At 38.1% G+C, this 26976-nt stretch carries 25 protein-coding genes and 1 other RNA gene; 18 read left to right on the top strand and 8 right to left on the bottom strand.

Features of this window, described 5'->3' with window-relative positions:
* Positions 1 to 197 precede the first annotated feature (197 nt).
* Positions 198 to 383 (bottom strand): hypothetical protein, encoded by a 186-nt coding sequence (locus Q0791_RS13875; RefSeq protein ID WP_299007360.1) that lies wholly within the window; start codon positions 381 to 383, stop codon positions 198 to 200.
* Positions 384 to 784: 401 nt separating this feature from the next.
* Here Q0791_RS13875 and Q0791_RS13870 point away from each other — a divergent pair, with 401 nt between their 5' ends.
* The 7 genes from Q0791_RS13870 (at position 785) to raiA (ending at position 8925) form a co-directional block, all read left to right on the top strand.
* Positions 785 to 1204, top strand: a complete 420-nt coding sequence (locus tag Q0791_RS13870; protein ID WP_299007357.1) for a YqaA family protein — start codon at positions 785 to 787, stop codon at positions 1202 to 1204.
* A gap of 99 nt (positions 1205 to 1303) precedes the next feature.
* A complete protein-coding gene (locus Q0791_RS13865) occupies positions 1304 to 4138 on the top strand; it encodes a pitrilysin family protein (protein WP_299007353.1) in 2835 nt (944 codons plus the stop codon).
* A 242-nt stretch (positions 4139 to 4380) separates the two neighbouring features.
* Positions 4381 to 5985, top strand: coding sequence for a glutamate--cysteine ligase (gene gshA, locus Q0791_RS13860; RefSeq protein WP_299007350.1), 1605 nt, complete (start codon positions 4381 to 4383; stop codon positions 5983 to 5985).
* Positions 5975 to 6409 carry a hypothetical protein gene (locus Q0791_RS13855; protein WP_299007347.1) on the top strand — a complete coding sequence of 145 codons (435 nt, stop codon included), beginning with the start codon at positions 5975 to 5977 and terminating at the stop codon, positions 6407 to 6409. The genes gshA and Q0791_RS13855 overlap by 11 nt, the downstream gene beginning before the upstream one ends.
* A 75-nt stretch (positions 6410 to 6484) precedes the next feature.
* Positions 6485 to 7102, top strand: a complete 618-nt coding sequence (locus tag Q0791_RS13850) for a hypothetical protein (protein WP_299007345.1) — start codon at positions 6485 to 6487, stop codon at positions 7100 to 7102.
* 451 nt (positions 7103 to 7553) lie between these two features.
* Complete coding sequence (gene purE / locus Q0791_RS13845) at positions 7554 to 8060, top strand: 5-(carboxyamino)imidazole ribonucleotide mutase (protein ID WP_299007342.1); 507 nt, start codon at positions 7554 to 7556, stop codon at positions 8058 to 8060.
* A gap of 508 nt (positions 8061 to 8568) precedes the next feature.
* Entirely contained in the window at positions 8569 to 8925 is a 357-nt protein-coding gene (raiA, locus tag Q0791_RS13840; RefSeq protein WP_299007340.1) for a ribosome-associated translation inhibitor RaiA, read from the top strand.
* A gap of 142 nt (positions 8926 to 9067) precedes the next feature.
* Here the strand turns inward: raiA and Q0791_RS13835 are convergent, their stop codons facing one another.
* From Q0791_RS13835 to smpB, 4 genes are all read right to left on the bottom strand, one after another.
* On the bottom strand, positions 9068 to 9748 hold the full coding sequence (locus tag Q0791_RS13835; RefSeq protein ID WP_299007338.1) for a response regulator transcription factor: 681 nt from the start codon (positions 9746 to 9748) through the stop codon (positions 9068 to 9070).
* A 386-nt stretch (positions 9749 to 10134) separates the two neighbouring features.
* The gene (locus Q0791_RS13830; protein WP_299007335.1) at positions 10135 to 10695 is read right to left on the bottom strand and encodes a CBS domain-containing protein; all 561 of its coding nucleotides are present in this window, start codon (positions 10693 to 10695) and stop codon (positions 10135 to 10137) included.
* 625 nt (positions 10696 to 11320) lie between these two features.
* Positions 11321 to 11676, bottom strand: a transfer-messenger RNA (tmRNA) gene (ssrA, locus tag Q0791_RS13825).
* An 83-nt stretch (positions 11677 to 11759) separates the two neighbouring features.
* Positions 11760 to 12245, bottom strand: a complete 486-nt coding sequence (gene smpB / locus Q0791_RS13820) for an SsrA-binding protein SmpB (RefSeq protein WP_299007332.1) — start codon at positions 12243 to 12245, stop codon at positions 11760 to 11762.
* Between the two features lie 209 nt (positions 12246 to 12454).
* Between smpB and Q0791_RS13815 the strand changes: the two genes are divergently transcribed.
* Positions 12455 to 12889, top strand: a complete 435-nt coding sequence (locus Q0791_RS13815; protein WP_299007363.1) for a type II toxin-antitoxin system RatA family toxin — start codon at positions 12455 to 12457, stop codon at positions 12887 to 12889.
* Entirely contained in the window at positions 12886 to 13233 is a 348-nt protein-coding gene (locus tag Q0791_RS13810; RefSeq protein WP_299007329.1) for an RnfH family protein, read from the top strand. Before Q0791_RS13815 ends, Q0791_RS13810 begins: the two co-directional genes overlap by 4 nt.
* A 188-nt stretch (positions 13234 to 13421) precedes the next feature.
* Here Q0791_RS13810 and bamE read toward each other — a convergent pair whose 3' ends face one another.
* Positions 13422 to 13853 carry an outer membrane protein assembly factor BamE gene (bamE, locus tag Q0791_RS13805; protein ID WP_299007326.1) on the bottom strand — a complete coding sequence of 144 codons (432 nt, stop codon included), beginning with the start codon at positions 13851 to 13853 and terminating at the stop codon, positions 13422 to 13424.
* Between the two features lie 795 nt (positions 13854 to 14648).
* Between bamE and Q0791_RS13800 the strand changes: the two genes are divergently transcribed.
* From Q0791_RS13800 to Q0791_RS13770, 7 genes are all read left to right on the top strand, one after another.
* The gene (locus Q0791_RS13800) at positions 14649 to 15479 is read left to right on the top strand and encodes an SAM-dependent methyltransferase (protein ID WP_299007323.1); all 831 of its coding nucleotides are present in this window, start codon (positions 14649 to 14651) and stop codon (positions 15477 to 15479) included.
* A gap of 233 nt (positions 15480 to 15712) precedes the next feature.
* Positions 15713 to 15919: a hypothetical protein gene (locus Q0791_RS13795; protein WP_299007320.1), complete on the top strand. Its 207-nt coding sequence runs from the start codon at positions 15713 to 15715 to the stop codon at positions 15917 to 15919.
* A gap of 48 nt (positions 15920 to 15967) precedes the next feature.
* Positions 15968 to 17833, top strand: coding sequence for a GGDEF domain-containing protein (locus Q0791_RS13790; protein ID WP_299007317.1), 1866 nt, complete (start codon positions 15968 to 15970; stop codon positions 17831 to 17833).
* A 184-nt stretch (positions 17834 to 18017) separates the two neighbouring features.
* Positions 18018 to 19892, top strand: coding sequence for a diguanylate cyclase (locus Q0791_RS13785; RefSeq protein ID WP_299007314.1), 1875 nt, complete (start codon positions 18018 to 18020; stop codon positions 19890 to 19892).
* Between the two features lie 73 nt (positions 19893 to 19965).
* On the top strand, positions 19966 to 20409 hold the full coding sequence (locus tag Q0791_RS13780) for a hypothetical protein (protein WP_299007311.1): 444 nt from the start codon (positions 19966 to 19968) through the stop codon (positions 20407 to 20409).
* Between the two features lie 106 nt (positions 20410 to 20515).
* On the top strand, positions 20516 to 21880 hold the full coding sequence (locus Q0791_RS13775; RefSeq protein ID WP_299007308.1) for a M20 family metallopeptidase: 1365 nt from the start codon (positions 20516 to 20518) through the stop codon (positions 21878 to 21880).
* 39 nt (positions 21881 to 21919) lie between these two features.
* On the top strand, positions 21920 to 24277 hold the full coding sequence (locus Q0791_RS13770) for a penicillin acylase family protein (protein WP_299007305.1): 2358 nt from the start codon (positions 21920 to 21922) through the stop codon (positions 24275 to 24277).
* 2 nt (positions 24278 to 24279) lie between these two features.
* Here Q0791_RS13770 and Q0791_RS13765 read toward each other — a convergent pair whose 3' ends face one another.
* Positions 24280 to 24519, bottom strand: a complete 240-nt coding sequence (locus Q0791_RS13765) for a DUF2789 family protein (RefSeq protein WP_299007302.1) — start codon at positions 24517 to 24519, stop codon at positions 24280 to 24282.
* 105 nt (positions 24520 to 24624) lie between these two features.
* Between Q0791_RS13765 and Q0791_RS13760 the strand changes: the two genes are divergently transcribed.
* Positions 24625 to 25101, top strand: coding sequence for a GyrI-like domain-containing protein (locus Q0791_RS13760; protein WP_299007299.1), 477 nt, complete (start codon positions 24625 to 24627; stop codon positions 25099 to 25101).
* Positions 25102 to 25338: 237 nt separating this feature from the next.
* Complete coding sequence (locus tag Q0791_RS13755) at positions 25339 to 25611, top strand: colicin immunity domain-containing protein (protein WP_299007294.1); 273 nt, start codon at positions 25339 to 25341, stop codon at positions 25609 to 25611.
* A gap of 185 nt (positions 25612 to 25796) precedes the next feature.
* Here the strand turns inward: Q0791_RS13755 and Q0791_RS13750 are convergent, their stop codons facing one another.
* On the bottom strand, positions 25797 to 26879 hold the full coding sequence (locus tag Q0791_RS13750) for a hypothetical protein (RefSeq protein WP_299007292.1): 1083 nt from the start codon (positions 26877 to 26879) through the stop codon (positions 25797 to 25799).
* Positions 26880 to 26976: the final 97 nt, after the last annotated feature.

The following is a 26976-nucleotide window of genomic DNA, read 5'->3' as shown; positions in this document are numbered from 1 at the left end:
GCCGAAGGCGCTCCCCTGCTAAGGGAGTATGGGCTTTATCTCCCATCGAGGGTTCGAATCCCTCCCTCTCCGCCATTACATTCCATCACATATGTTGTGATACAAAGAAACCGCTTTAAGCGGTTTTTTTGTATCTGTTATAAAGTGATTGAGAAATATCACTGTGTTATTTTCTTTTCTTATTATCTCATTGTCTTCTAACTACGAATATTTTGCCCTGATGTCAACCAAAGTAATAAAGTTAATGCAATGATAATAGTTGCACTAATTGAAATAATATAAATAAACCCTGTTTTACCTTGTTTTAAAGGGATCCCGTGGTAGCTTAAAAACAGTATCCAGCCTAAAGATAATAGCGCTGGAAGAATAAATAGTTTTGTCATTATTTCACCGTTAAAGATATAGCCTATTGAAAAGTATAAAGTAAAAATAAATATTTTGTTGGTTTTTCTATGAGTTTTATTTCTAGCTTGTATACATAACTGTTGTGTTTAGTATTTCTCGAATGGAGGCCACTTGTTCATAAAAGAAGGATGGGGGTTGGGCGATACACTGGGTTTAACCGTTAACATCACTCGAGTTGATTGAGATGATGTTTGAATGCCATGAAAGGTGGTGTTTATTTTCATGTGTAAATTGTCATTGTCGTTGTTATACCGTTTTAAATTAGTATTTAATTGTTTCTACTATATTTTTTTACTTGTTTTTGTTCTCACTGCGGTGTTTAATTTTATATTTTTGTGTTTAGTAGAAATAAAAGTGGTTTTTAAGTGGAGTAGATAATATGGCTGAGCTATGGTTGATGTTCAGTGCAGCATTTTTAGCCGCCACTTTGCTACCCGGTGGTTCAGAGCTTTTGCTGATTGGAATGTTGAATCAGCATGAGGCTTCATGGGAAGCATTAGTTGCGATGGCAACGATTGGAAATACCTTAGGTTCAATGACCAGTTATTATTTAGGTTATTTGGGGCGTTTTGCCCTCGCGCCAGAGGATATGTCGAAAGGTAAATATAAACAGAGTATGAATTTGCTCCAGCGTTATGGTTATTGGGCATTGCTATTGGCTTGGATACCGATCATTGGGGATGTACTTTGCTTGTTTGCAGGTTGGATGCGGGTTGTATTTTTTCCATCTGTGATCATGATTTTTATCGGTAAGTTAGCTCGTTACCTTGCTATTGTTATCTTGGTTTGGTATTGGTAATGGCGAAGAGCCATAGGGTTAACTCATTCTATATTTTAGCTTTTAAATAGCATTAGATAGACAAAAACAGAAAAGTGGGCACTGATGAGAGGAAAGACATTGAAAACATGGTTTTTGGCGGTGGGGATTGCTGCAATATTAGTTGCTTGTGCGAATAAAACGATACAACCAACTTTACCCAAGGGAGTGGAGTTATTGGAAACCAGTAAACAGACAAGATCACAAGTTGGGATCTCTTTTCGTAAGTATCGGTTAGCTAATGGGTTGATTGTCATTTTACATCAAGATCATTCCGATCCCCTTGTGACTGTTGATGTCACTTATCATGTGGGATCTGCCAGAGAGTTGGCAGGTCGTTCAGGTTTTGCGCATTTATTTGAGCATATGATGTTTCAAGGCTCAGAGCATGTTGCCGATGAACAGCATTTTAAAACTGTCACGGAAGCAGGTGGAACATTGAATGGTACCACTAATACTGATAGAACGAATTACTTTGAAACTGTGCCTAGCAATCAACTTGAAAAAATGCTTTGGCTTGAGTCTGATAGGATGGGGTTCTTCCTTCCAGCTTTGACTGAGAAAAAATTTGAAGTGCAAAGAGAAACGGTCAAGAATGAGCGAGCTCAACGTATTGATAACCAGCCCTACGGGCAAATGAGCGAAAGATTTAACCAAGCCTTTTATCCTAAGGATCATCCTTATTCTTGGCCTGTCATTGGTTGGCCGGAGGATTTAAATCGAGCTGATCTAGAAGATGTAAAACAATTTTTTCGGCGTTGGTATAGCCCTAATAATGCTACCCTCACCATAGGGGGGGATTTTGATGAAATGCAAACACTGGAATGGGTGAATAAGTATTTTGGTGAGATCCCAAGAGGGCCAGAGGTCAAATCCGCTAAAAAGACTTTAGTTAAATTAGATAAAACGCGTTATTTATCAATGGAAGATCGAGTCTATTTGCCTTTATTACGTATTGCATTCCCTACGGTTTATGCCAGACATTCTGATGAAGCTGCATTGGATTTATTGGCTAAAATTTTAGGGGGAGGCAAAACATCGTTATTGTATAAAAATTTGGTTAAAACAGGTTACGCTGTTCAAGCTGGAGTGAATCACCCCTGTCAGGAATTGGCTTGTCAATTTACTTTATATGCGGTAGCGAATCCGGATAAGGAAGCCAATTTAGGTTATTTAGAACAGCGTATTTTGGACTCAATTACCGAGTTTGAGCAACGGGGTGTGACACAAGAAGATTTAGATAAGGCGAAAGTACAGTTTGAAGCGTCGACTATTTTTGGTCTTCAAAGTGTGTCGGGAAAAGTGTCAACACTTGCGTATAATCAAACTTTTTCTGGCGAACCGGATATGATTGCCTCAGATCTTAAACGTTATGCCAGTGTGACTCGTGAAGATGTGATGAGAGTCTTTGATACTTATATCAAGGACCAACCTATGGTTGTGATGAGTGTCGTTCCTATGGGCCAAAAAAGTTTGATCGCAAAGCCAGATACTTTTGTACCTGAGCCTGTAGCGGTGGCTGAAGATGTCATTGAAAGCCCAATATCCACTCACCAAATTAAATCGAGTTTTGATCGAAGCAAAATGCCTTTAGCGGGTCCTGCATTAGTGTTAAAAACGCCCGTCATTTGGAAGCAAAATCTTGAAAATGGTATTCAAGTTATAGGTACTCAGAGTAATGAAACGCCAACGACAGAATTGATCATTTATCTCAATGGTGGTCATCGACTTGTGGATGTGAATAAAGCGGGCTTGGCTAATATCACTGCATTAATGATGAATGAATCGAGTCGTTATCGAAGTACTGAGGAGCTGACACATGCTCTTGAAATGCTGGGAAGTGAAGTGAGTTTTGGTGCGAGTGATTATCAAAGTTATATTCAAATCTCTTGTTTGACATCTCGTTTAGAAGAAACTTTGGCGATTGTTGAAGAGAAATTATTTCACCCTGGATTTAAAGAAGCTGACTTTATTCGTGTAAAAGAACAACTATTAAAAAATTTGCAGCATATGCAATCTGAGCCAAGCTATTTGGCAAAAACGGCTTTTAGTCATTTACTTTTTGGTGACAACAATGCATTAGGTGTCAATGCATTAGGTACCATATCAAGTATCAATAAGCTGACATTAGAAGATGTTAAAGCTTTTTATCAAGAGCAATATACGGCAAAGAATGCGCAATTTGTTGCTGTTGGGAATTTAGGGCAAAAGGCATTGATGCCTAAATTAGCAGGCTTTGAGCAATGGACAGGGAAATTGAGTGTATTACCGCCGTTAGGACCTTTGCCTGAACTACAAGGTGGTACTCTTTATATATTAGATAAGCCTGGGGCTGCTCAATCAGTGATAAAAATAGGGAAGCGTGCAATGCCTTATGATGCAACGGGTCTCTTTTTTAAATCTAATTTGATGAATTATCCATTAGGTGGCGCATTTAACAGTCGAATTAACTTAAACCTGAGAGAAGATAAAGGCTATACCTATGGTGCCAGAAGCTTTTTTGATGGAGGGATAGAACAAGGCTATTTTGAAGCCACAACGAGTGTTAGAGCGGATGTCACAGCCGAATCAGTGAAAGAAATGATCAAAGAGCTGGGTCGTTATCAACAGTTTGGTATGACGGATAAGGAACTCAGTTTTATGCGTAATTCGATTTCTCAGAGTGAAGCACTTGATTATGAAACTCCCTATCAAAAAGCCAGTTTTATGCGTTTAATTCAACGATATCATCTAGATGATGATTTCACTCAAAGGCAAAGTGACATTATTCAATCTATTTCGAAAGCGCAATTAAATGAATTGGCATCTAAAGAACTGAGCTTAGATGATATGATTATTTTGATCGTGGGGGATAAAGCCAAGATCGAAGCACAAATCAAACAACTGGGCTACCCTGTTCAAGTCATTAAATTGTAAAAAAAGCGATGTTTTTGTTGTAAACCTAGAGGTTAGCCCTTATATACTTTATGTTATAAGATTAACCTCATTAAGGTGTTCTTAAGCCACTTAAAAAACAGCATTATTGGGCTTGGGAAACTAAAAAATGACTCTTATGTAGAGTCATTTTTTGATGGATAATGACAGCAGAAAGTGCAGTACCGTATAAATTAACATTGAGCTTTCTCACTATTTTTATGTATAGTCAATAAGTTACATTGATGTCCGTTCACTTACCAGAGAATATAAAATTGAAATCATTCAATGAGTTAGTTGCAGTTTTATCGGATAAGCCTAGCCGAAAAGCATTGAGAACAATGTATCGGGGTATTGAACGAGAAGCGTTACGTATTGAACAATCTGGCCATTTAGCAATGGATCCCCACCCTCAAGTGTTAGGTTCAGCATTAACACATTCACGGATCACCACAGACTATAGTGAGTCTTTACTTGAATTTATTACGCCAGTGTACAGTGATATTCATGGGTTACTTGAGGATCTCAAACAAACTCATGCTTATACTGTCCAACATATTAAAGGGCAAAAGCTCTGGCCTGTGAGTATGCCATGTTATGTGGGAAACATGGCTGATATTCCCATAGCGAACTATGGTATTTCAAATGTTGGAAAAATGAAGCGCTTATACCGAGAAGGACTGACTTATAGATACGGCGCTTTGATGCAAATCATTTCTGGCGTGCATTTTAACTTTTCAGTGTCTAAGCCCCTATTTGAAAAATTATATTCAACTTCTGATAAAAAAGTGGGGTTGGAAACCTTTATCTCAAATGCTTATTTTGGCTTAATTCGTAATTATCGTCGTTTAGTTTGGATCTTACCTTATTTATTTGGCGCATCTCCCGCTGTTTGTCAGTCTTTTGTCAAAAACCAATCGACTGATTTACCTTTTAAAAAGTTAGGTAAGGGAACGTTATATTTACCTTATGCGACCTCATTGAGAATGAGTGACTTAGGTTATACGAACCAAGAACAAGAATGTTTAAATATTAGCTATAATAGCTTGCCCGAATATTTAAAAGGAATGAAAGCTGCGATCAATATGCCATCTGCTCAGTTTGAGAAAATTGGTGTTAAAGTGAATGGGGATTATCGGCAGCTTAATGCCAATATTTTACAGATAGAGAATGAGTTCTATGCGCCGATCCGAGCTAAAAGAGTCACTGCATCGGGAGAAAAACCTTCTGAAGCTTTAGAAAGAGGTGGCGTGGAATATATTGAGGTGAGAGCATTAGATGTGAACCCTTTTAGTGTGGTAGGGATTTCTGAGGATCAGGTCCGCTTTCTGGATTTATTTTTACTTTATTGTTTATTAGAAGATTCTCCTTGTACTGATGAGAGTGAAGAGCAAGAAATGGCTTCTAATTTAAAGTCGATTGTATTGGAAGGACGCAAGCCTAATCTTACCTTATTAAGGAATGGAGAAAGCATCGCACTGGCTCAATGGATGAGGGAGTTATTTAATCACCTTGGTCAAATAGCAAATTTATTGGATACTGATGAGGATAAATCTTATCAGCGAACCTTAGCGCAATATGCTAAAGCAATTAATGATCCTAATCATACATTATCTGGTCAAATCATGAGTCTTCTTCAAGACGGAATCGATCATGGGCAATGGGTTGCTGGTTTAGCGGATCAGTATCAAACGCAGTTAATGGACTACCCTTTATCAGAAGCAGTAAGGAAGCAATATCAAATGGCTGCGGATGATTCTTTAACAAAGCAAGTGCAATTAGAGAAAGATGATAAGCAGACATTTGATGAGTACTTAACGAGTTACTTTAAGGGCCCCTATGAAGCCTAAGCTTATTTTTTGTTTATTGATGGCAAGCGTACTTTTCGCTTGTTCATCTAAACCTGAAAAATCACCTCAATGTGGAACTGTGTCAGGTTATTTAGTCCCTGATAGTACAAAAAATTTATATCCTGTGGTGGTGACTCATCTTGATGGAAAGCCCGTGATTTCAAAGCCTAACTATTGGCTAGCACCTGGAGAACATGAGTTTACTGTGGCTGAATTAATTAATAATCCAAAGTTAAAGGTCATGTTATCTGCTCGAAAAACGAAAACCTTAACGATTAATGTTGTGAGTGATGAGCAGTATCATCTCGCCGCTAAATTTAATACTGACAGGCAATATACTGGTAATAATAGCGGTTATTGGGAACCTATCGTGTGGAAAACTGAGCCTCTAAAGTGTGAGCTTCCTGCTTCGCCACATGAGTAAATCCATAGTGCAATTGCATCATAAGGCTATCAATGTGAAACTAGGGCGTCTGGCTTTTACATTGGTAGCATTTTTATGACTTGGCGATTGTTATTACAACTTATTTTAATTTCTTCTCTTTTAACTGCTTGTGCGAGTTCTCCCCCTAAAGATGCAGAGAATATTTGCGCTATTTTTAAAGAGAATAGAAGTTGGTATGACGCGGCAAAAAATACAAGAGAAAAGTGGGGAGTCCCTGTTCATGTCCCTATTGCCATTATGTACCAAGAAAGTTCATTTAAGCACAATGCTGCACCGCCTATGGAATATTTTTTAGGTTTTATTCCTATTGGTCGTGTTAGTAGTGCTTACGGCTATGCCCAAGCTAAGACGATGACTTGGGACGATTATGTCAGAGAAACGGGTAACTCTTGGTCCAGTCGCAGTAATTTTGATGATGCTATGGATTTTATGGGATGGTTTATTTATAAAACCCAAAAAATAAATGGTGTGTCAAAATGGGATGCCAAGAAACAGTATCTTAATTACCACGAAGGTTGGGGCGGTTACAAACGGCAGACTTATCGTTCAAAAGCTTGGTTGATGAAAGTATCAAGCAAAGTTGATGCGAGAGCAAAGCGTTACGCAAAACAATATAGAGGTTGTAAAGAAGATTTAGATGCTTCTTGGTTATGGCGTTTATTTTTTGGTTGATCATGTTTTAAGGTTTAAAGTGAACACTTATCGCATATTTAAATACTGGTGATGAGTAGAATGGGTTTTGTATTCATTAAAAAGATGCATTTCAAATAGTCTTACTCGGTGATTGTTTTATTATTAGTGGATATCATAAAACCCTTTCTTTTAGTTTAGATTTTACTTTAAATATTTGATTTTATTGTTTTTGTGTGCCATTGTTATAACTAATAGCATTTAATATGCTATATCAAAGGGGCTATATCCTTTTAATAAGTAAGGCTAATAAGATGAGGGAAATATAAAAAATTATTCTCTCTCATAATGTAAAAGCCATATATTTTCAGATGGTTATTATATTGTTTATAATATAGAATTCAGTATATAAATTCATTAGGGTTTCTTGGGTTACGCTTTCAATAGAGTTTCTTTATAATGCGCGCAACCTTCGGCTGACTAAGGATTTAAGATGACTCAAGCATTTGTTGCTGTATTAATGGGATCAGACTCTGATCTACCTACAATGCAGGGTACATTAGACATATTGGAAAAATTCAATATTAAATTTGAAGCAAAAGTAACATCGGCTCATAGAACGCCTGCTGCAACACATAGTTATGTTGCTGATGCAGAATCACGTGGGTGTAAAGTGTTTATTTGTGCGGCGGGTTTAGCTGCACACCTTGCTGGAGCTGTCGCAGGGATCACAACACGACCTGTTATTGGAGTGCCAATTGACTGTGGTCCATTGCATGGACAAGATGCATTACTTTCCACTGTTATGATGCCTGGCGGTGTACCTGTGGCGACTGTTGCGATTGGTAAAGCGGGTGCAAAAAATGCGGGTTACTTAGCCGCTCAAATGTTGGCTGTTGCTGATGATGAATTAGCGAAAGCGATATTTGAAGAAAGAGCAGACTCTGCTCTTGCTGTTGGTGAGAAAGATCGAGCACTTCAAGCCGCACTTAAAGGCTAGTCGCGACCTTTGTTTTTGTAAGTGGTGATAAAGATCACCACTTACATATCCTTTATATCCTTCTAAATTGAAACATTTTGTCTTTTAAATGTTTGTCATTTGTATTTATTATTGGCGCTTTATGTTTCTATCGTTAGCTTCATTGACTTTAACCCACTGATCTTATGCCTGCTTATCTCTTTTTGAATAAATAATGCTTAGGGGGGCCAATAAACCTCAGCAAATATGTGCCTTATGAGCTAAAATAGACTATGTGAGATGATGTTTGATTAACCTAGAAGTGCTGTTATTGATTGATAAATATCACTGATACTAAATATAGGCTCATGTAGGTTATTCTACAAGAACATTGTTGGCGCAATATGTAATAGCATTAGCACTGTGTTCATAGGAGTTTTTCTTATTGAACCTGTGTCTGTAGTATTAATTTCTTCTTTACTATTATGCTTGTATTTTTATTTTAAACCAGCAAATTTGTATAAGAAGACACTTTAAAGTAGGAATTGCTATGAAATTAAATCTTTCAGGTCACCACGTTGATGTTACCGATAGCGTTAAAGCTCATATTACTGAAAAATTCTCAAAAATAGAAAATCACTTTCCCACCTTAATATCACTCGATACCATTATTTCAAAAGTTCATGGTGAATTTCAAGTTGAAATTCGCACAAATTATGAAGGTTCAAGTGTATCAGTATCTGCAACACATGATGTTATGTATCCAGCAATTGCTTCTGCGGGGAAAAAATTAGATGCGGCTTTAAAGCATCGCAAAGGGCAATTGAAAGCAGACAAACATCAAAAACCTACTTGTACAACTCCTATTATTGCTCATGAAAAAGTACAAGAAATGGATTTAATTTAATCATAGAAATTAGCCACTCTTTACTTTTTGAGTGGCTAAGTATTGTTACTTCTTATTGATATTTCGTTTTATTCTCGATTTCTTTCATTTGCTTAATCAGCTTATATTCAATTTAACTTTCTTATTTAAAGTGAAGTTTTTATCAAATCAGGCTGAGTTTCAGTGCTTTTAAAATGGCTTCGGTGCGACCTTGGCTTTTTAATTTTAACAGTAAGGCTGAAATATGATTTTTTACCGTTCCTTCGGCAAGAAAAATAGCATTAGCGATGTCTTTATTGGAGAAGCCTCCAGCCATTAAGGATAATATTTCATACTCTCTTTTGGAAATATTGATATCCTTTTGAGTTTTTTTGACTTTCTTTTTATGAGAGGACAATAGGTGTTCAAGTATATCATTTTCAAATAAATAGTGGCCATCATTAACTTGGATGATGGCTTTAATTAATCGATTGTAAGTCATATCTTTTAATAGAAAGCCATTTGCCCCTGAAGAAATACTATCAATAAGTAATTGATAATCACTGAAAGTAGTCAGCATGATTACTGGAAGGTTATTATTCATTTCTCGCATACGCTTAACGGTACTAATGCCATCGAGCTTAGGCATCCTTAAGTCACAAAGCAGTACATCAACTTTTTCTTGCTCGAGTTTTTTGAGTGCCTCTTCCCCATTTTCCGCTTGCCATTGAAGGTTAATCTTGTCAGAAATGGAGAGTAGGCTGGCTATGTATTGTCTTTCTAGTGGCTGATCATCGACAAGAGCAATATGAATTTGCGAGATAGGTTTTTTTTCATTAACGGCTATAAACTGTTCGTATACCATCGAATTTTCCTTATTTAAACCATATTGTGTACAGCCTATTTATTGATGTATTGGCTTTAGGTGTCGCTATGGCGATCGGAAGAGGTACAGACAGTAGTATTTAGAAGGTTGAATGATATCATGTACTGCAGAATAATCATGAGCCAGTGTCAATTGTAGATCATTTAATTTATTCATTTCTGGATGCTTTCAGTATTAAGTACATTATCATATTGATGAGATTTGCTTATAATGCTTGTTTTTAATAGTAGATTAAATATAAATATATTGTATGGATTGATGGTTAATAATTTTTAATTTTTGAAATGTTAATAGTGAGTCGAGCCAATTGAAAAGTTAGTTTCAATAGCCAATTATTGGCTATTGAAATAGAAACTGCTAATTATCTAATAAGCAACATTAAAAATTTGTTGGAAAGAGGGAGGTGGTGTAATGTCTACTGGAATATTAAGCTTTCGTGAAATATCATTTGCAGAAATGAGCCCTCTTATATGGTGCCTTTTTTGATCAATAACCAATATATGATGTAATCCATTGGTTTGTAATGCTCGAATGACATCGCTGACTTTCGCAGACTTTATTTGGTGATAATCAAGAGCGAGTAAAGACTCTCTGGGGATCATCATGTCTCGAATGGATAGTTCATGTCGAGACTCTCCCATCGCTTGTGCTTGTTTTAATATTTTTCGTTCTAGTAATTCGTCTTTTGTTACTATGCCTAAAAAAGTATTATTTTTATCGACGACGAGTCGCATATAGGCATGGGTTTTTTCCATTATTTCTACAGTCTCAACTGCGGTAGTGCGAGCGTCAACCACTAATGGTAAAGAGTGGTCGAAGTCAGTAAAAATCGATATAGCAGGAGAATTAAGCTCAGTGATATCTTCTTCAGACGACCAAAGTAAGTGATCGATAGATGCGGTACTAAAAAGATCCAAATTTCTCATAACAACTACCTCCATAGGTAATTCAAATTTGCACAAGAGGAAGGCTGTTTTTTTAACAATGCGATTTAACGGTCTCAGCTCAATTTAAGGTGAGAGAGCAAAAGGACAAGAAAAAATAACCCTATACATAAACACTAGAACAGAGTCTATGGGTAAGTCAATAAAGGAAGAAGACTATTAATTATTGTTAACCACTCTGAGTATTAACAGGATACCTATGTAAATAATGATGATGAAAATTTCGAAGTGTTGTTCTTTATATGTGATTATTATATTGTTTTTGTGTTTGTTTTGATGTGTGTTTTTGTTGCGGGTTAAGGTTTTGATTGAATTAAGGTGATATGTTTATGCAATGATATTTAGAAGCAACAAAAGTCTAAAACGAGATTATTGTATTAAACTTCAGTGTATTATAAAAGTGAAATTGTTAATATTTTTTATTAAAAGTAATATTTATTATGAATGACATATCTGCTAACTTATGATGGAAAAATAATCAACTTTTTTCGCTTATTTGTAATTGAGAGCTTGGTAATTGATATTGATTTGTCTGTTGCTGTCAGCTATTTTGTCGCCATTCAGATGTGACAAAGGGTTAACCTTTCGGCTAACCCTTTGTTATAATTGGTGGAGGCGGCGGGGCTCGAACCCGCGTCCAAAAAGCCTACATCCAAGGCACTACATGCTTAGTCTCTCTTTTGGTTAACCAAGTACACTCCGAAAGACAGGATTGCAATTGGCGAGTTCAGTACTGTTTCGCGGTTCACCCCTGAACGTGGTTCCCTCGCTATCAAATGTAAAGGTGACCATCTATATACTCTGCCCATTTGATAAACGTGAGCAAGATGGCTAGCTAGCCTAAGCTGCTAGAGTGATGTTATCGTCGTTTGCAACTATAACAGTGCGGCTTTTTACGAGGCCAACCGCCCCTCGGCATGCTCCCAGGGTTTCGAGAATCTTGTCGAATCCAGAATCGCCCCCAAGTACAAAATAATTGTAACTGCTTAATGGCATATCACCAAGCAGTTTATAGCGATTAACAACTGTTTGTTTAATAAGTGTGCTTATTGGCGTACAGAATTTTTAATAGTACGGGCTTTTTCTATTTGCCATTCACGATCTTTGGTATCGTCACGCTTATCATGTTCTTTTTTACCTTTACCAAGGCCTATTTCTATTTTGACCCAAGCGCCTTTCTGCCAATACATGGAAATAGGTACGATAGAATAGCCTTTACGATCAACGAGACCTTGTAATTTATCTAACTCTCGGCGCTTCAAGAGGAGTTTTCTTGAACGCATAGGATCGCACACAACATGTGTGGATGCTGTGTTGAGTGGGGCTATGGTACAACCAAATAAATAGGCTTCGCCATCTCTAAGGAATACATAGCTTTCAGACAAGTTAACCTTGCCCATACGAATAGATTTTACTTCCCACCCCATGAGGGACAAACCGGCTTCTAATTTTTCTTCAAATTTGTAATCGAAGGTTGCGCGTTTATTACGAGCAATTGAAGCACTAGGGGTTTTTGATTTTTTCTTAGCCATAGCAGGCTATTATACTCAGAGTCAAACAATTTGAAATGACTTATGCGCATTTTTTAGTAAATTTATTTTCAACAAAATCAGGTTGTTCTTTTTTTGTTCTTTTTTTGTTCATTTTGGGGCTGATAAAGGCGAGTAAGAAAATATACCTTCTCTTCTCTTCATGTTAAAATCGGCCTATTAAAGGCTAGTAGTTGAGTGTAATAGGCGATATGACACAGATCTCTCGCAGTGTGTTAGTCCGTTTTAGTGCCATGCAGATGTATGATCTTGTTAATGATGTGAATTCTTATCAAGAGTTTTTACCTGGCTGCGTGGGAGGCAAAGTGTTGACTTTTGACGGCGAAACCATGTTGGCTTCAGTTGATGTGGCCAAAGCCGGGATCACTAAGAGTTTTACGACTCGCAACCAATTGGAGCCAGGAAAAAGAATCCATCTAATGTTAGAAAATGGCCCGTTTAAGTATCTTCATGGTGAATGGCGATTTACAGAACTGGCTGAAGATGCCTGTCAAATTGATTTTGAACTGAATTTTGAATTTTCAAATTTCCTCGTTGAAAAAGCTTTTGGTAAAGTCTTTAAAGAGTTGATGTCGTCAATGGTATCGGCTTTTACGGGGCGGGCTAAAGTGGTATATCATTCATGAGTGCAATAGAAAGTGTGGCGGAACAGGCGCCATTTAATGTCGAAGTGATCTATGCCTTACCTCATTTGCAAAAAAGAGTGCAAATTAAAGTATCAGCTGGCACGACTTGTATTGACGTTGTCAAGCAAAGTGGCATCAGTGCTTATTTTCCCGAACTTGATCTTGAAAAAGTTAAATTAGGCATATTTAGTCGCCTGATTAAACATGATGATATCATTCAACCTGGTCAACGCATTGAAATTTATCGGCCATTAATTGCAGATCCAAAAGATGTACGGCGTAGACGTGCTGAAAAAGCGAAAAATGAGGGCCGTGCAAATAAGATAACCGGCGGCAGAGCTTAGGTTTTAGCTAAGCTCCTTGTTTTTCTGCATCCTAGCTTTATCTGTATTAGTACATTTTAATCAATAAAAGCGCACCGATAATATGGATTATTGAGTGTGCTTAATTTTGCTCTCTTATTGCTATCTTCTTGTGTAGTGCGTTTACTGATTACTTTTATTGATTACTTTTATTGATTGCCTTTTACTTATTATTTGGGGGATTCATTATTAATGTCATTTGTCGCCGAAGTGTTGAGATCCGGTAACTTACTCTGTTCCAGAGGCGTATTAAAATCAGGACTTAAATCATAATCCCCTTCCGCTTGAACCAGCTTATCGTCAACAAAGCGAATGATGAGTTCTTTATGTATGATGCTCGCATCACGTCCACTTTTAAAATGGTATACATAATACCAAGTATCGTCAGCAAAACTGTCATGAATAACGGGTCGACCAAGAATATACTGAACTTGCTCTTTGGTCATTTGCATGCGCAGTTTTTCAACTTGCTGTTTTTCCATGTAGTTACCTTGGGCAACATTAGGTTTGTAGATTAACCAATCAAATACACTACATGCACTAAGTGATAACGAGAGCGCAGCGGCGCCCAATAAAGTCAGACTTTGTTTTTTAATTGTCATTGAATGCGCTACTTCATAAAAATCTGTGTTTATGATAACCAAGCACTCCCCTTGCTGACAAGGGATATCTTACAACCTGTGGCTTGGCCCTGTGTAACCTGTAAGACATACAAGTTTATAACATTGATCTTATATGGAGTCACTCATTTCGTAATAGTTCAATGAAATTGTGTAAAATTCAATGAATGGTACCTATTTGTGAGTGCTATCTGTTGGTGATGCGTTTTTGAGGCGTGAAGCATTGATGATTGATTAATTTAGTGTGTACTTAACGCTTTTAAAGGTGCTGGAGTCTTTCAAAGACTGAAACCGATTGATTACCTATCCTTATTATCTGAATATACAGCATTTTGTATTTGAATCTTCTTTGGAGTGAAGAAACTTAAATAATTTCAGTCTTTTTGGTTACCTTTGTGATAAAAATGTTGGAAAAAAGCTGTATTTAATGTAGATTGCTTGTTGGGAACATAAAAGCCTTTTAATAGGACACTCTTTGGTCACAGGGAAGGCTTTTTTTCGTCACAGGTTGGGTGTTTTTTTTGAACAGAGCTTGGTTGTAGATTCGTTGCAAGTCGTGATTACGGCCAGTGTTTCGCTTTGAGCATTTGCAATAAAGCATTTGAAATAAAATGACTTACAAGTAACAGCATAATAATAAAAATAATAAAACTATGGCGAAAATAATTGGCAAAAATAATAAAAAAGCAGTCACCTCTCGTTTGTCAGTTGATGATTTAATCTGCTCATTAAGTTTAATGGCTAAAGTTTGCATGGTTAGGAAAATGGATCGAGTTAATGAAAGATATGGATAGCAAAAGTGTAGCCAGCCAGAAGAAAGGGCGTTTAGTTTGTGTGGGAACAGGATTAAACCTTGCTGGGCAAATCACGGTATTAAGTCAAAGTTATATTGAACAAGCGGATCTGGTCTTCAGTTTAATGCCCGATGGTTTTGCCGAGCGCTGGGTGAAACGTTTAAATAAGAATGTTCGCAGTTTACAGCCTTTTTATGCACAAAAGGGTGAGGTTAAAAACCGTCGCGATACCTATGCACAAATGGTGGATGCCATTGTTACTGAAGTGCGTTTAGGCAAACAAGTGGTCTGCGCCTTATACGGTCATCCTGGTGTTTTTGCCTGTGTGGGTCATCGAGCCATTGAGCAGTTGCAGAATGAAGGTTACTTTGCCCATATGGAGCCTGGTGTGTCGGCAGAGGCTTGCCTTTGGGCCGATTTAGGCGTAGATCCTGCCACTTCTGGTCACCAAAGTATTGAAGCCAGTCAATTCATGTTTTATCAGCAATCTATCTCTCCTGCGGCGTATTTAGTCTTGTGGCAAATAGGTCTCGCGGGTGAATATACACTGACAAAATTTCATACGAGCTTCGATAAATTACAAGTGTTAGTGAATTTATTGCAGCAATGGTACCCATTAGAGCATGAAGTCATACTTTATGAGGCGGCCACTTTACCTATTCAATCCCCCAGAATCGATAAGCTAATGTTAAAAGATTTACCCCAAGCCAGATTAACTGACATCAGTACTTTGTGTATTCCTCCCTGCGAAACATTACAGTTTAATCACCAAGTACTGGCTCAATTAGGAATAACGGCCAATGATTTGGGCTAATGCGTGTTTATGAAGAGAACACTGAGTAGCAAGCTGTCATAACGACAAGCAGCGAATGGTAAGAGTACGCCGTAAGAGTAAGAATAAGAGAATAAGAGAATAAGAGAGTAAGCCGTATGAGAATGTAGAAAGTTGTAAGTTAAGTTGTAACTGATAAGCGGTAAAGAGAAAGCAGTAATAACAAAAATAAGCGTTTTATTTTATTCATTTTTAACCAATAAGGAGATTGACTCATGTCAAATTTAGACGGCCTATTAGCCAAGTTGAGCACGGATGCAGCATTGAAAGATCAGTTTTTAACGGATCCTGAGTCTGTGATGGATGAAGCGGAGTTAACTGAAGATGAAAAAGCGGCGATCCGCGACAGTGATGCGGATAAATTATCAGAACTCACAGGAGATAATCAAGTGTATGGGAAGAATGTGATTTTAGCGAATTAAGATCATTTTTTTGTCGTTGTATTCATAGTGAATGTTAAGGAATAAAGCATGGAAATTTTAATGCTTTGCTTGAGAAGATTAAGCTTAGGTTGGTTGTTAAAGTTTCTGTGTTTTGTTTTTGTATTAATATTTTCAGGCTTTTTAGCTGCCGATGAAGATAGCTTATTGGTTTCGCAATTTGAAGAGAGAATAGCTGAATTAGAGCGATTAGCAACGAGAGCGCCTGAGAAAGTCGCCACTGGGATAGCCGAAATTAGCCCTGTTGTTGAAAGAGTCTCCCCTGAACTTCAATATCAATTCGCTCTATTAAAAGCGCAATCATTGACCCTTAGTGGACAAGCCAATGAGGCTATTGCTTTACTGCAACAAAAACTACAACTAGATAATGATATTAGCTTATTAAAGTATCATACTCAAGCATTAGTCTTGTTGGCTAATATTTATACTTTTAATAATCGTTTTTTAGACGCTTTACAGGTTTTACATCAGCTGTTACCCGCCTTATCTAAGGTAGAAAATACTAGAGTGGAGGTATTAGGGTACCGACAAGCTATAGAGTTGTTTGGTTTGATGAAAATGTATGATGAGGCGCTGAAATATGCTCATATTTTATACGCTAAGTTAGAGAATGTTCAATCACCTCGCCTTAGGTGTTTTGCCTCTTCTATCTATGCAGAAAGCATGGATAATGTTTATCGAAAAAACCAAGCCGAGTGGCCAAGCTTGTTTAAGCTGTATACCGATGCGCTCTATGAATGTCAGCAGGCCGACGAAACTATGATGATGTCTGTGGCACTAAGAGGGCAAGCGGCGCTGTTAATTGAGCAAAATGAACTCATAGTTGCCCGCGTTAAGCTAGAGCGTGCTCTAGCTTTATCCCTTGAAGTCTCTTACGAATATGATGTGGCCTCGGCGCTGATTTTATTGGCCCAAGTGGATATGCAAGAGCAGCAATTGATCCGAGGAAAAGCCAGATTGTTAAAAGCGCTAACTATGGCCAATGAGCTTAAAGATAAAGAATTGCTGGCAAAAATTTATTTACCGCTCTCTGTGCTCAGCGAAAAACTAGCTGAAACCACTGAAGCGCTGAACTATCGCAAATTATACCAAGAGAACTATTTTGCCGTATTGGGTGAAACCCAGAGTTTGATCATTGCCTTTGAAACTTCAAAGTTAGATTTTTTAGAAAAAGAGCGTCAACTGAGCTTTTTAAATCGAGAGCGAGATTTATATTTAGCCAATAAACAAATCGCCGAGCGTGAACGCACTAATATGTTGCTCTTTGTGACTCTGCTTGTGGGAGGGGTGTTTTTTTTAGTGATCTTAGCGGCGGTGAGTGTTAAACAAAAACGTACTTATAAGCGCCTTGCACAAACCGATGCGCTGACGGGCATTTATAATCGCGGCGCGGGACAAAATATTGGTGAGAACAGCTTTGTGCAAGTGTGTGCTAGGCAGGCGGACTTTAGCGTTATTGCCTTTGATTTAGACTTATTTAAAAGCATTAATGATAATTTTGGCCATGCGACGGGAGACTGGGCGTTGAAAAAAGTCGTGAAAGTGATCAAATCCATTGTGCGGGATGGGGATATTTTTGCTCGTATGGGGGGAGAAGAGTTCGTTATTTTGCTGCCTTTTACGGCTGAGAATAAAGCCATTGAGATGGCAGAGAAGTGCAGAGTGGCATTGGGAAGCATCGATACCCATCACAGTGGTCATGACTTTACTCTATCGGCCAGTTTTGGTGTGACACAAAATACGGGATCGGATTTAAGTTTAGATCCTATGCTGCAAAGGGCTGACAATGCGGTGTATTCAGGTAAAGCGCAAGGGGGAAATAAAGTGGTGGTGGCTGATAAAAGTATGAGCAAACCTTTTAAACCTAGACCCCTTTCACAAAGGGCTCACTCATAATGGCATTTTTTGGCTCGACTGTTCATTTAGGATCAGTTTATTCAGAGCCCGTTTATTAAGATTGAGTCTGCTTCGACACAATATGTCAAAGTCACAGATGAAGTGGCTTGGGCACTGGCTAAAGCCTAGTCTTATTGAATTTTTATGGGTTAAGAATCTTGGCTATACATGAGTAAATTAGACTATGTTTGCTATCAATAAATTACGAATAACCCCCTTTGTTTTCATTGTTTTATGTTTATTGCAAATTTCTCTTCCTTTGTGCCTTGCAAATGAAGCTTCTGTTGAAGCTGTTACTGCGCAAGCACCAAATGAAGAGCAAAATGGGGAACAGCTGGCTTTTGAGCAAACGCTGGATGTGGCGGCGATTAAGGCGCAAATCAGTGCGCTTGAGGAAATCCGTTTAACTGAGCTGGAACGGGTTGCGATAGAAACGGATAACTTACTGCCTTTTTTGTCACGTCTCCCTTTGTCGTTACAATATCGGCTTGTACAATTAAAGGCCCAATCTTGGGCGATTAAAGGTAATATGCAAGCTGCTGAAGAATTATTGCAAGCTTATCTTGAGGTGCCTCCTTCTGAGCGTTTTATTAAGCAGCATGTTGATTTATTGCTCCTATTAGCGGGCGTGTATTCAGATTCCTATAAGGTTGAAAATACCCTTAAAGTATTGAATCAAATTGTGCCTTTTTTGGTGCGAGTCAATGATGTCAATGCGGATGCTTATGTGTATATGTTAATGGTAGAAATGCTTTCACGCATGACGCGTTTTGAGGCTGCGGGGCAATATACGGATAAACTTTTTGCCACTTTGAAGCAGATCACTAAACCTATACGCCGTTGTTATATTTCAACCATTCATGCGAATGCAATGATGCAGCTGCTTAAGGATGGGTTAACTCAACGGGCACATCTGGTGCAATTGTTTCGTCAGGCTTTTGATGAATGTGAGCAGGCGAAAGATACGGGGGCGATGTCCATTAATTTACGCGCACTCACTGAAGTCTATTTGTTAGACGATCGTTTGTCCTTAGCCAAGAAGACCATAGAAACGGCACATCAAATGGCGTTGAAAGAGAATAATACCAGTGAACTTGATTTTATTTATGCTTCTCTTGCTGATATTGCCAAGCGTGAAGGTCAGCTGACTAAAGCAAAACAATATGCTATGGGATCTTATCAGTTGGCAAAAGCGCTCAAAATTGATTTGATAATAATTAAAGCTTCTTTGTTATTAGCTGATATTCATGAGCTTTTAGGGGAAGTCAAGCAAGCGTTATATTATCGGCAGATCTATGAAAAGGCAAAATTAGCCGAATTGCAAAGGATTAAAGGTCAGTTAACGGTTTTGGAAAGTGCCAAGTTGCAGTTATTAGACAATCAGAAACAATTGGATGTGTTGGATCGCGAAAAAAAACAGTATTTGATAACCAAAGAAATGGCTGAGCGTAAACAAACACAAATGCGTTTATGGATGACCTTGTTAGTGGGGGGAATGAGCTTTTTAATAATATGGATAGTAATGAGTATGAAACAAAAAACTCGCTATCAAATATTAGCGCAAACCGATCCATTAACGGGCATTTATAATCGAAGTGCCGGTGAATATGTTGGCAAAATATTGTATCAAAAGGCTCGAAATGCACAAACGCCATTTAGTTTAGTGAGTTTTGATATTGATGATTTTAAGGCCATTAATGATCGTTTTGGACATGGAACTGGAGATTGGGTATTAAAGAAAATTGTTAGCAATATAAAACCATTATTGCGCGAGAATGATATTTTTGTGCGTATGGGAGGAGAAGAGTTTATGATCCTTTTACCTGATTTCAATGAAACTCAAGCTTGGAAGCTGGCCAATACTTGTCATATGGCTATAAGCGCTCTAGATACGCAATATTCTGGACATGTGTTTTCTATTTCTGCCAGTTTTGGTGTGACACAAGCTGTGGAGCCAGATAATCAATTAGATATGTTGGTTAAACGCGCCGATGAATTGATTGCATTTTCTTATCAACAGCAGTCGAAGCAAACAGATGAGCTTGTCTCTTATAGTTAAGCATAGCTAAGCCTTGTTTTGAGTGTGTTAATATGCAAATACCTTAATCCAGTTTAGAGTATAAGAGAATAGTATGACTGCGCCGCAATTAATTAATTTATCTGGTAGTGTCCAAGATGTTGAATTATGGCTTTGGGAGAATTTAGTGCCCAGTAGTGGCCCAGCGGCTTCGTTGCAAGGGGAAGCAATGCGGGCCATTGAATTATTGGCTTGGGAAGCACAGAATAATGGTAATCTTAATTGGGATGATAGCTTTAATGATTTAATTGGTTTCTTACGTGATTTTTTCTTGTCGGGGGTGGCGGCAGAGCAGCAGATTTATCATGATGAGACACAAAAAAGTATTGATGAAGATCTGACTCGATTAGCGAATTTCTTAATGCCCACTGAACTTGATAGCCGTGTTTATCTCGATGAGCTGCCTTATACTCGCCAAGATCTCTATGATAGATTAACTTCACATCTCGTCTGTTTTTGTCAGTATTTTCCTGTTCCTCTTCGTTATGAAAAAGTATAACAACATACCTAAATTTGTCTGAAAATCATACATAAAGAGGATTTAATAAACATATTGAGTGTGCTAGCTTCAATCCATGTTGATTTGACGCTGGAATGCCGTGTTTATGCCCATGTTTATGCCCGTGTTTATTAAAGCACTCTTTATTTTTATTTCTACTGCAATCATCAGTACGAGTTTGAATGCTCAATCCACTCAAAATAATCAGTTAGGGCAAAGTGCCCTGAGTTCATCCATTGATAGTGCCATGCCAAAGTTAGAGAAATGGTATTTACACTTTCATCAGTATCCTGAGCTTTCTTATCAAGAGCGGCAAACAGCAAAAATGATGGCGAAAACCATGGCTGAAATGGGAGTGGAAGTGACTTCTGATATTGGGGGGCACGGCGTTGTTGGCGTTTATGAAAATGGTGATGGACCGACAATACTGATCCGTACCGATCTTGATGCATTACCGATAACAGAGCAAACTCAAAAACCTTATGCATCAAAGGTGATGCAGTTGGATAAGAATAATAATAAAGTGGGCGTGATGCATGCCTGTGGGCATGATATTCATATGGTGAGCTTATTAGGCACGGCAGAACAATTGATTAAACACAGGCATGATTGGCAAGGGACGCTTATTTTACTTGCTCAACCTGCAGAAGAAGTGGGTGGTGGGGCTAAAGCTATGTTAAAAGAGGGAATATTTAATGACTTTCCTTTGCCTGATTATATTTTGGCCTTACATGTGAATGCCGAACTTCCTGCGGGGAAAGTGGGAATAACCTCAGGTTATGCATTAGCCAATGTTGATTCGGTGGATATTAAGATTAAAGGGGTCGGTGGGCATGGTGCTTATCCCCATGAAACGATTGATCCTATCGTGCTTGCTTCGAGAATGGTTTTAGCATTGCAAACCATTGGTAGTAGAGAAATTTCGCCTTTAGAGCCAAATGTTATTACTGTTGGTGCGATTCAAGGCGGTACTAAACACAATATCATTCCTAATGAAGTGCAGTTAGCGTTAACCTTACGTTCTTATGAGCCTCAAGTGAGATTGCAACAAATTAATGCATTAAAACGTATGGTGAACGGAATTGCTATCAGTGCGGGGGTACCACAAGATTTGATGCCTGAGTTTATCGTACACGAAGGCGAACGGATCCCTTCTACTTATAACGATCCCGCATTAACCGCTCAGATTAGATTAAGCATAGAAGAGGAGTTGGGGGCTGATAATGTGATGACATTGCCAGCTGTTATGGCGGGAGAGGACTTTGGCCTTTATGGAAAAACGAAAGAAAACAGACCTATTTCTCTTTTTTGGTTAGGTGCAGTGAATAAAGGCAAATATGCTAACAGTCTGGCTAACGAGGAAGTATTGCCTTCTTTGCACTCTAGTCAATTTGCGCCGGATTATCCTGAGACTATTCATACTGGTGTGAGAGCGATGACGGCGAGTGCAATGGGACTTTTTAATCAATGAGCTAATTTTTTCATTTCAATTTTATCCTAAGGAACGGCGATGAAAAGACTGAAATATATTATTTTTTATTGTTTTTTTGCGCTGTTTGTTATCTTCATAATGATTTATGGCAGTTTACGACTCAGCTTACCTCAATTAGAAGGGGATATCATTCAATCGGGGTTGAATGAGAATGTCACTCTAGAAAGGGATCGTTTGGGTACGGCGGTGATCAGTGCAAGCAATCGTTTAGATCTCTCTTATGCTTTGGGTTTTTCTCATGCTCAAGATCGTTTTTTTCAAATGGATTTATTGAGAAGAAATGCGGCGGGCGAGCTATCTGAACTTTTAGGCTCTCATGTTATTGAGTGGGATAAAAAACATCGTTTTCATCAGTTTAGAATAAGATCTCAGGCCATTTTATCTCGGCTTTCAAGTGAAGAAAGAAGTATTTTACTTCACTATACTCAAGGTGTTAATGCTGCTTTAGAGCAACAAATTATGCCTAGTTTTGAATATTTATTATTAAGGGCAATGCCACAACCTTGGACAATGGCTGATAGTTTATTAGTCATTTTTAATATGTATCTTGACTTACAATCGAAAACGATAACAAGAGATTTAGTGTTAACACTTATCAAGCAGCATTTCGGCCAAGATATGGTGAACTTTTTAATTCAACCTAGCCAATTTCAAGCAGCACTTGATTTAAGTCGTATACCTGTTACTTATCCTGACATTCCTGTTCTAGCGCCTCATTCTGTTTCATACTCCTCTCTATCGCAACCTAATATTTCAAATGAGTTATTCCAAAAAGGAAGTAATAACTGGGCTGTGAGTGGCGACTTAACTCAAACAGGGCAAAGTATGTTATCCAGTGATATGCATTTGTCTTTGGATGTGCCGATTATTTGGTATCGAGTTCAATTAAATTATCCTGATGAGATGACTAAGCAGGTTGTTCAAGTGACAGGCGTGTCATTACCCGGTACTCCAGCGGTGATTATGGGGAGCAACGGTCATATTGCTTGGGGTTTTACTAATGCTTATTTAGATACTGCTGATTGGGTTGCGTTATCTGAAAATACGCCAATAACTCAGCAAACTGAGATCATTAAAGTGCGAAAGGGTGAGGATGTTGAGTATTTATTTGAAATGTCTCCTTTTGGCCCCGTTATGTCAACCGATGTCTTGCTTAATCAAAATGCTCCACAACAGGCTAGGGTAAATTCACACCTCACCAAGAAGTATGCTTTATCTTGGGTTGCTCATCAAGATTATGCCGCTAATCTCAAAGTGATAGAGTTAGAAAGCACTGTCAGTGTCAAAGAGGCTATGGAGTTGGCTTCCAGCATTGAAATTCCGATCCAAAATATGTTGGTTGTGGATGACAAAGGTGGAATAGCATGGCAACCTACGGGCGCATTTCCTTCTCGGCGTAATCCCTATAATACTGCGATGCCTGCAGCAGACTATCAATCTGATTTATGGCGGCAAGATGATAATAACTTGCCACAAAGGATCAACCCGACTTTAGGGCGATTATGGACAGCCAATGCGAGAGCGGTATCTGTTGCAGATGATAAGCGTTTAGGTGATGGTGGGTATGCGCTTGGGGCTCGCAATGTGCAAATTTACAATCGACTCATATCATCTGAGCTGTTTGATGAAGAAGATTTTTATCAAATACAACTGGATAATCAAGCGCATTTTCTTATTCCATGGCAAAAGTTATTACTTAATGTACTCAATGAGCACCCAATGGAATTTAAACACGATATTAAGTTTATCAAAACTTGGCAGGCATGTGCTTGTGATGACTCGGTAGGCTATACATTGGTTAGCCGCTTTAGAGAGGCATTATTGAGACAACTCTTTTTTCCTATTGAAAATAAACTCATTCCTTATGGTCAAAACTTGAATGTGATCAAGCGCTATTTAGAACCGAGTGCCTGGCAGTTATTAACCGTGAAACCTCAATCTTGGTTAGCAAAAGGTCAAACTTGGGAGCAATTAAGTCTTCTGGTATATAAAAATTTAAAGCATGCATTGTTTAGCCAATACAGTGAAAATAATCAATGGTCTGATTTAGCATGGGGTAAAGTAAACCGCTTGCATATTCAACATCCTTTTAGTCGTCTATATCCTATATTAAGTCCCTTGCTCGATATGCCCAGTGTTAAGGGGGCGGGTGATAACTATATGCCGGCGGTTCAAAGACCACATTTTGGTGCATCTGAACGTTTTATTGTGCAGCCTGGATTGGAAGAGCGGGCAATTTTAACCTTACCTGGAGGCCAGTCTGCTCATCCGTTGTCTGTCTTCTACCGATCAGGTTATGAAGAGTATATTCATAATGATAATACGCCTCTATTACCTCAAAAAATTGAGTATAGACTGACTTTAAAGGCACATTAACCTTATGCGTGATTTTTACGCAGTAAAGTGTCTAAGCAGTCGGTGGCGACTGACCATAGTGCATCTTCTTCCAAGGCTTCTTGTAAAAAGTGTTTTTGGCTCAAAGTCCAAAAGTCGGCTTGATATAAACGAATGTTATCATCGAGTCTGTGGGATTCAATAAAACCTTCTATTTCTTTATCGCTGCTCTTTAGGCCGAGTTGATCGAATAGGTGAGTGAGTATCGCTGGCGTAGTATCCATGATTTTCCCCAATATCTATTAACCGCTTTATTATAGCATTTGTAACATATTTTATCTTTCATCTACTATTACATAATAGATCAGCAAGATAGCAGATAAGGTCAGATGATGAGAATTGAGTATATTGATGGGTTTAATTTAGTTGGGCTGAAAGTCAGGACAAAGAATGTCCTAGAGTTGACACCTAAAACAGCCAAGATTGCGCCTTTGTGGGATGAGTTTTATCGTATTTGTGGTTCGTTATTATCAACTAGCACTCATTTATATGGGGCTTATACCGCGTATGAATCCGATGTGAGCGGAGAGTTTGATCTTGTGGTGAGTACGGATGATCTTAACCTAGAGACATTGCAAACAGTGTTAAGTTTAACCGAATACTCCCATGAAAGTGTGAAGATAGAAGCAGGTAAATATTTAATCTTTTCGGCCAAAGGTAAAATGCCTCAAACAATTACTCAGTTATGGGGAGAAGTATGGCGTTATTTTAATGCTTATGACTGCGAGCATGTGCGCCTTTATAAGACAGATTTTGAGTGTTATAAAAGCGATTCTGAGGTAGAGATTGCAATTGGAATAGAATAATAGAGAGGTGATAAAAAGGCTTTGATTTTATTCTTTCTGATCATTTCATGTGTGCTGACTTTCATTTGTTATATCCCTGCTTTATAAATTGAATGAGTTTGGTAGCATTAAGCCAATTTGGTGAATTTATTATGGGGTTATAGCTAAAGGTTCACCTCAATAGCTTTATTATAAGACGAGAGGAATATGAAGAAAGGAATATTAAGATGAGAGGAATATGAAGAAAGGAATATTAAGATGAGTAGAACATTACTCGCTTTGGCTGAATCTTTTGTTAACGAAAGACTTTCAGCCGATGATTTCGCTAACGCGTATATGGAACTGTGGAAATTCGAATGCTCAAGTCACATCTTACTTGAGGATGAAGATAGGCTCAGCGAATGCCTTTCTAGTATTTTTTGCCTTGCTGATTCATATTACCCTAGTGATCGAGAGGAATATGAACTTGACGAAAGTCAACTTAAAGAAAAAGTTGCTCACCAAATTTTAATTAGCAAAGTGTCAAACTAAATGATATTTGAGAGAACTCACTATTTAGTATTAATGATATCATTTTAATATTCAGTATCTTATCTAAACGCCCCTTATAATAAATGAGCTGTGCTTTCAGCCTATCTTAATGTTTCTTATGTATTTTGATTAACATCAAAGCGAGAGCATTTCTCACTTTGATGCTACTTGCTACTTGTTACTTGTTACTGGCTACTTGTTGGAGTAACGCGAGTCGTGTATGTTTTCTTAAAAACACTAATAAAATCATCAATTAATTGTGTTTTATCTGGTGTTGCACTTGACTTGTTATCGGTATCATCTAACGTTAGTGATATTTGCACATTGGATGTTGGTGCGGGAAGGCTTTGACTAAAATAAGTGAGCCATTGTTTTGCTAACGCTTGTTCAAGTTGGGTTAATGCAATATTGAGATCATCGAGTAAGGTTGCAGCAGGAATAGGATGAGGGGAGACATCGTGCAGTAAAATGGCATCAAAGGTGAGTTGCTCTTTGTTAACATGCATGTTGAGAGGATAGGCTGCATTTAATGCCATGACAGCTTGTTGGATTAATAATTGATTGTCAGGCAAATTATTCACTGCATTGCTAAAATGACTCAACCTTAGGTTTAACTGTTCGACCCAAATTGGCGCATTGATTTCATCGTAAGCCATAAGATCTGTATTGATTTTAAGTATATTAAGCTGTTGTTCCAGTTCATTAATAGCGGCAATGGCATCATGCTTAGGAAGGGGGCTTGAGTACATAAAATCTGTTTTTAATGCCTGCAGTGTCTGTTCAATATGAAAAGCGCTCATATAAGCCGACATCATATGCTGCGACTCTAGTTGTTGCTGATATAAATTAACCGTGTTTCTTGCGTCAGAAAGTTTGTTTTGGGTGATGGTTTCTTCAAAACGGTGATCATTAAAGCCTCTATTTAGTCCATAAGCTGCGTTGAGTTTGTCAAACCAGATAGGTTCCATTAAATGATAGCTTTGTGTGAAATCAAGTAGCTCATTGAGGGTTAACCAATCATTGGCAGGAATAGGACTTTTTCTTGACGTTTGCTCGGTAATGACTTGAGCCAATGGCGTCGGTAATCTAATTGTGTGAAAACAATGGTGCTGAGTGTTAACTTGGGCATTAGCACACAGGTCATTATTTATGCCTGCTGAATAATCAGTGAGCTTGATATTAAATTCACTGGCTTCTTGGCTCGCGAATACTGAAGAGTGATTAAAGGCGATTAGCAAAGCAAGGCTTGCATGTTTCAAAAAAGACATAGATTTTACTTTTATTAATTAAATGTGATTAATGTATATTTTAAGTTTTGTTGATTTCTTGCGTAAAGACGACCTAAGTCAAATGAGGAAAAAGGAG

Source organism: uncultured Shewanella sp. (assembly GCF_947495455.1).
Taxonomy (GTDB): domain Bacteria; phylum Pseudomonadota; class Gammaproteobacteria; order Enterobacterales; family Shewanellaceae; genus Shewanella.
This window is presented reverse-complemented; position numbering and strand designations above follow the sequence as displayed.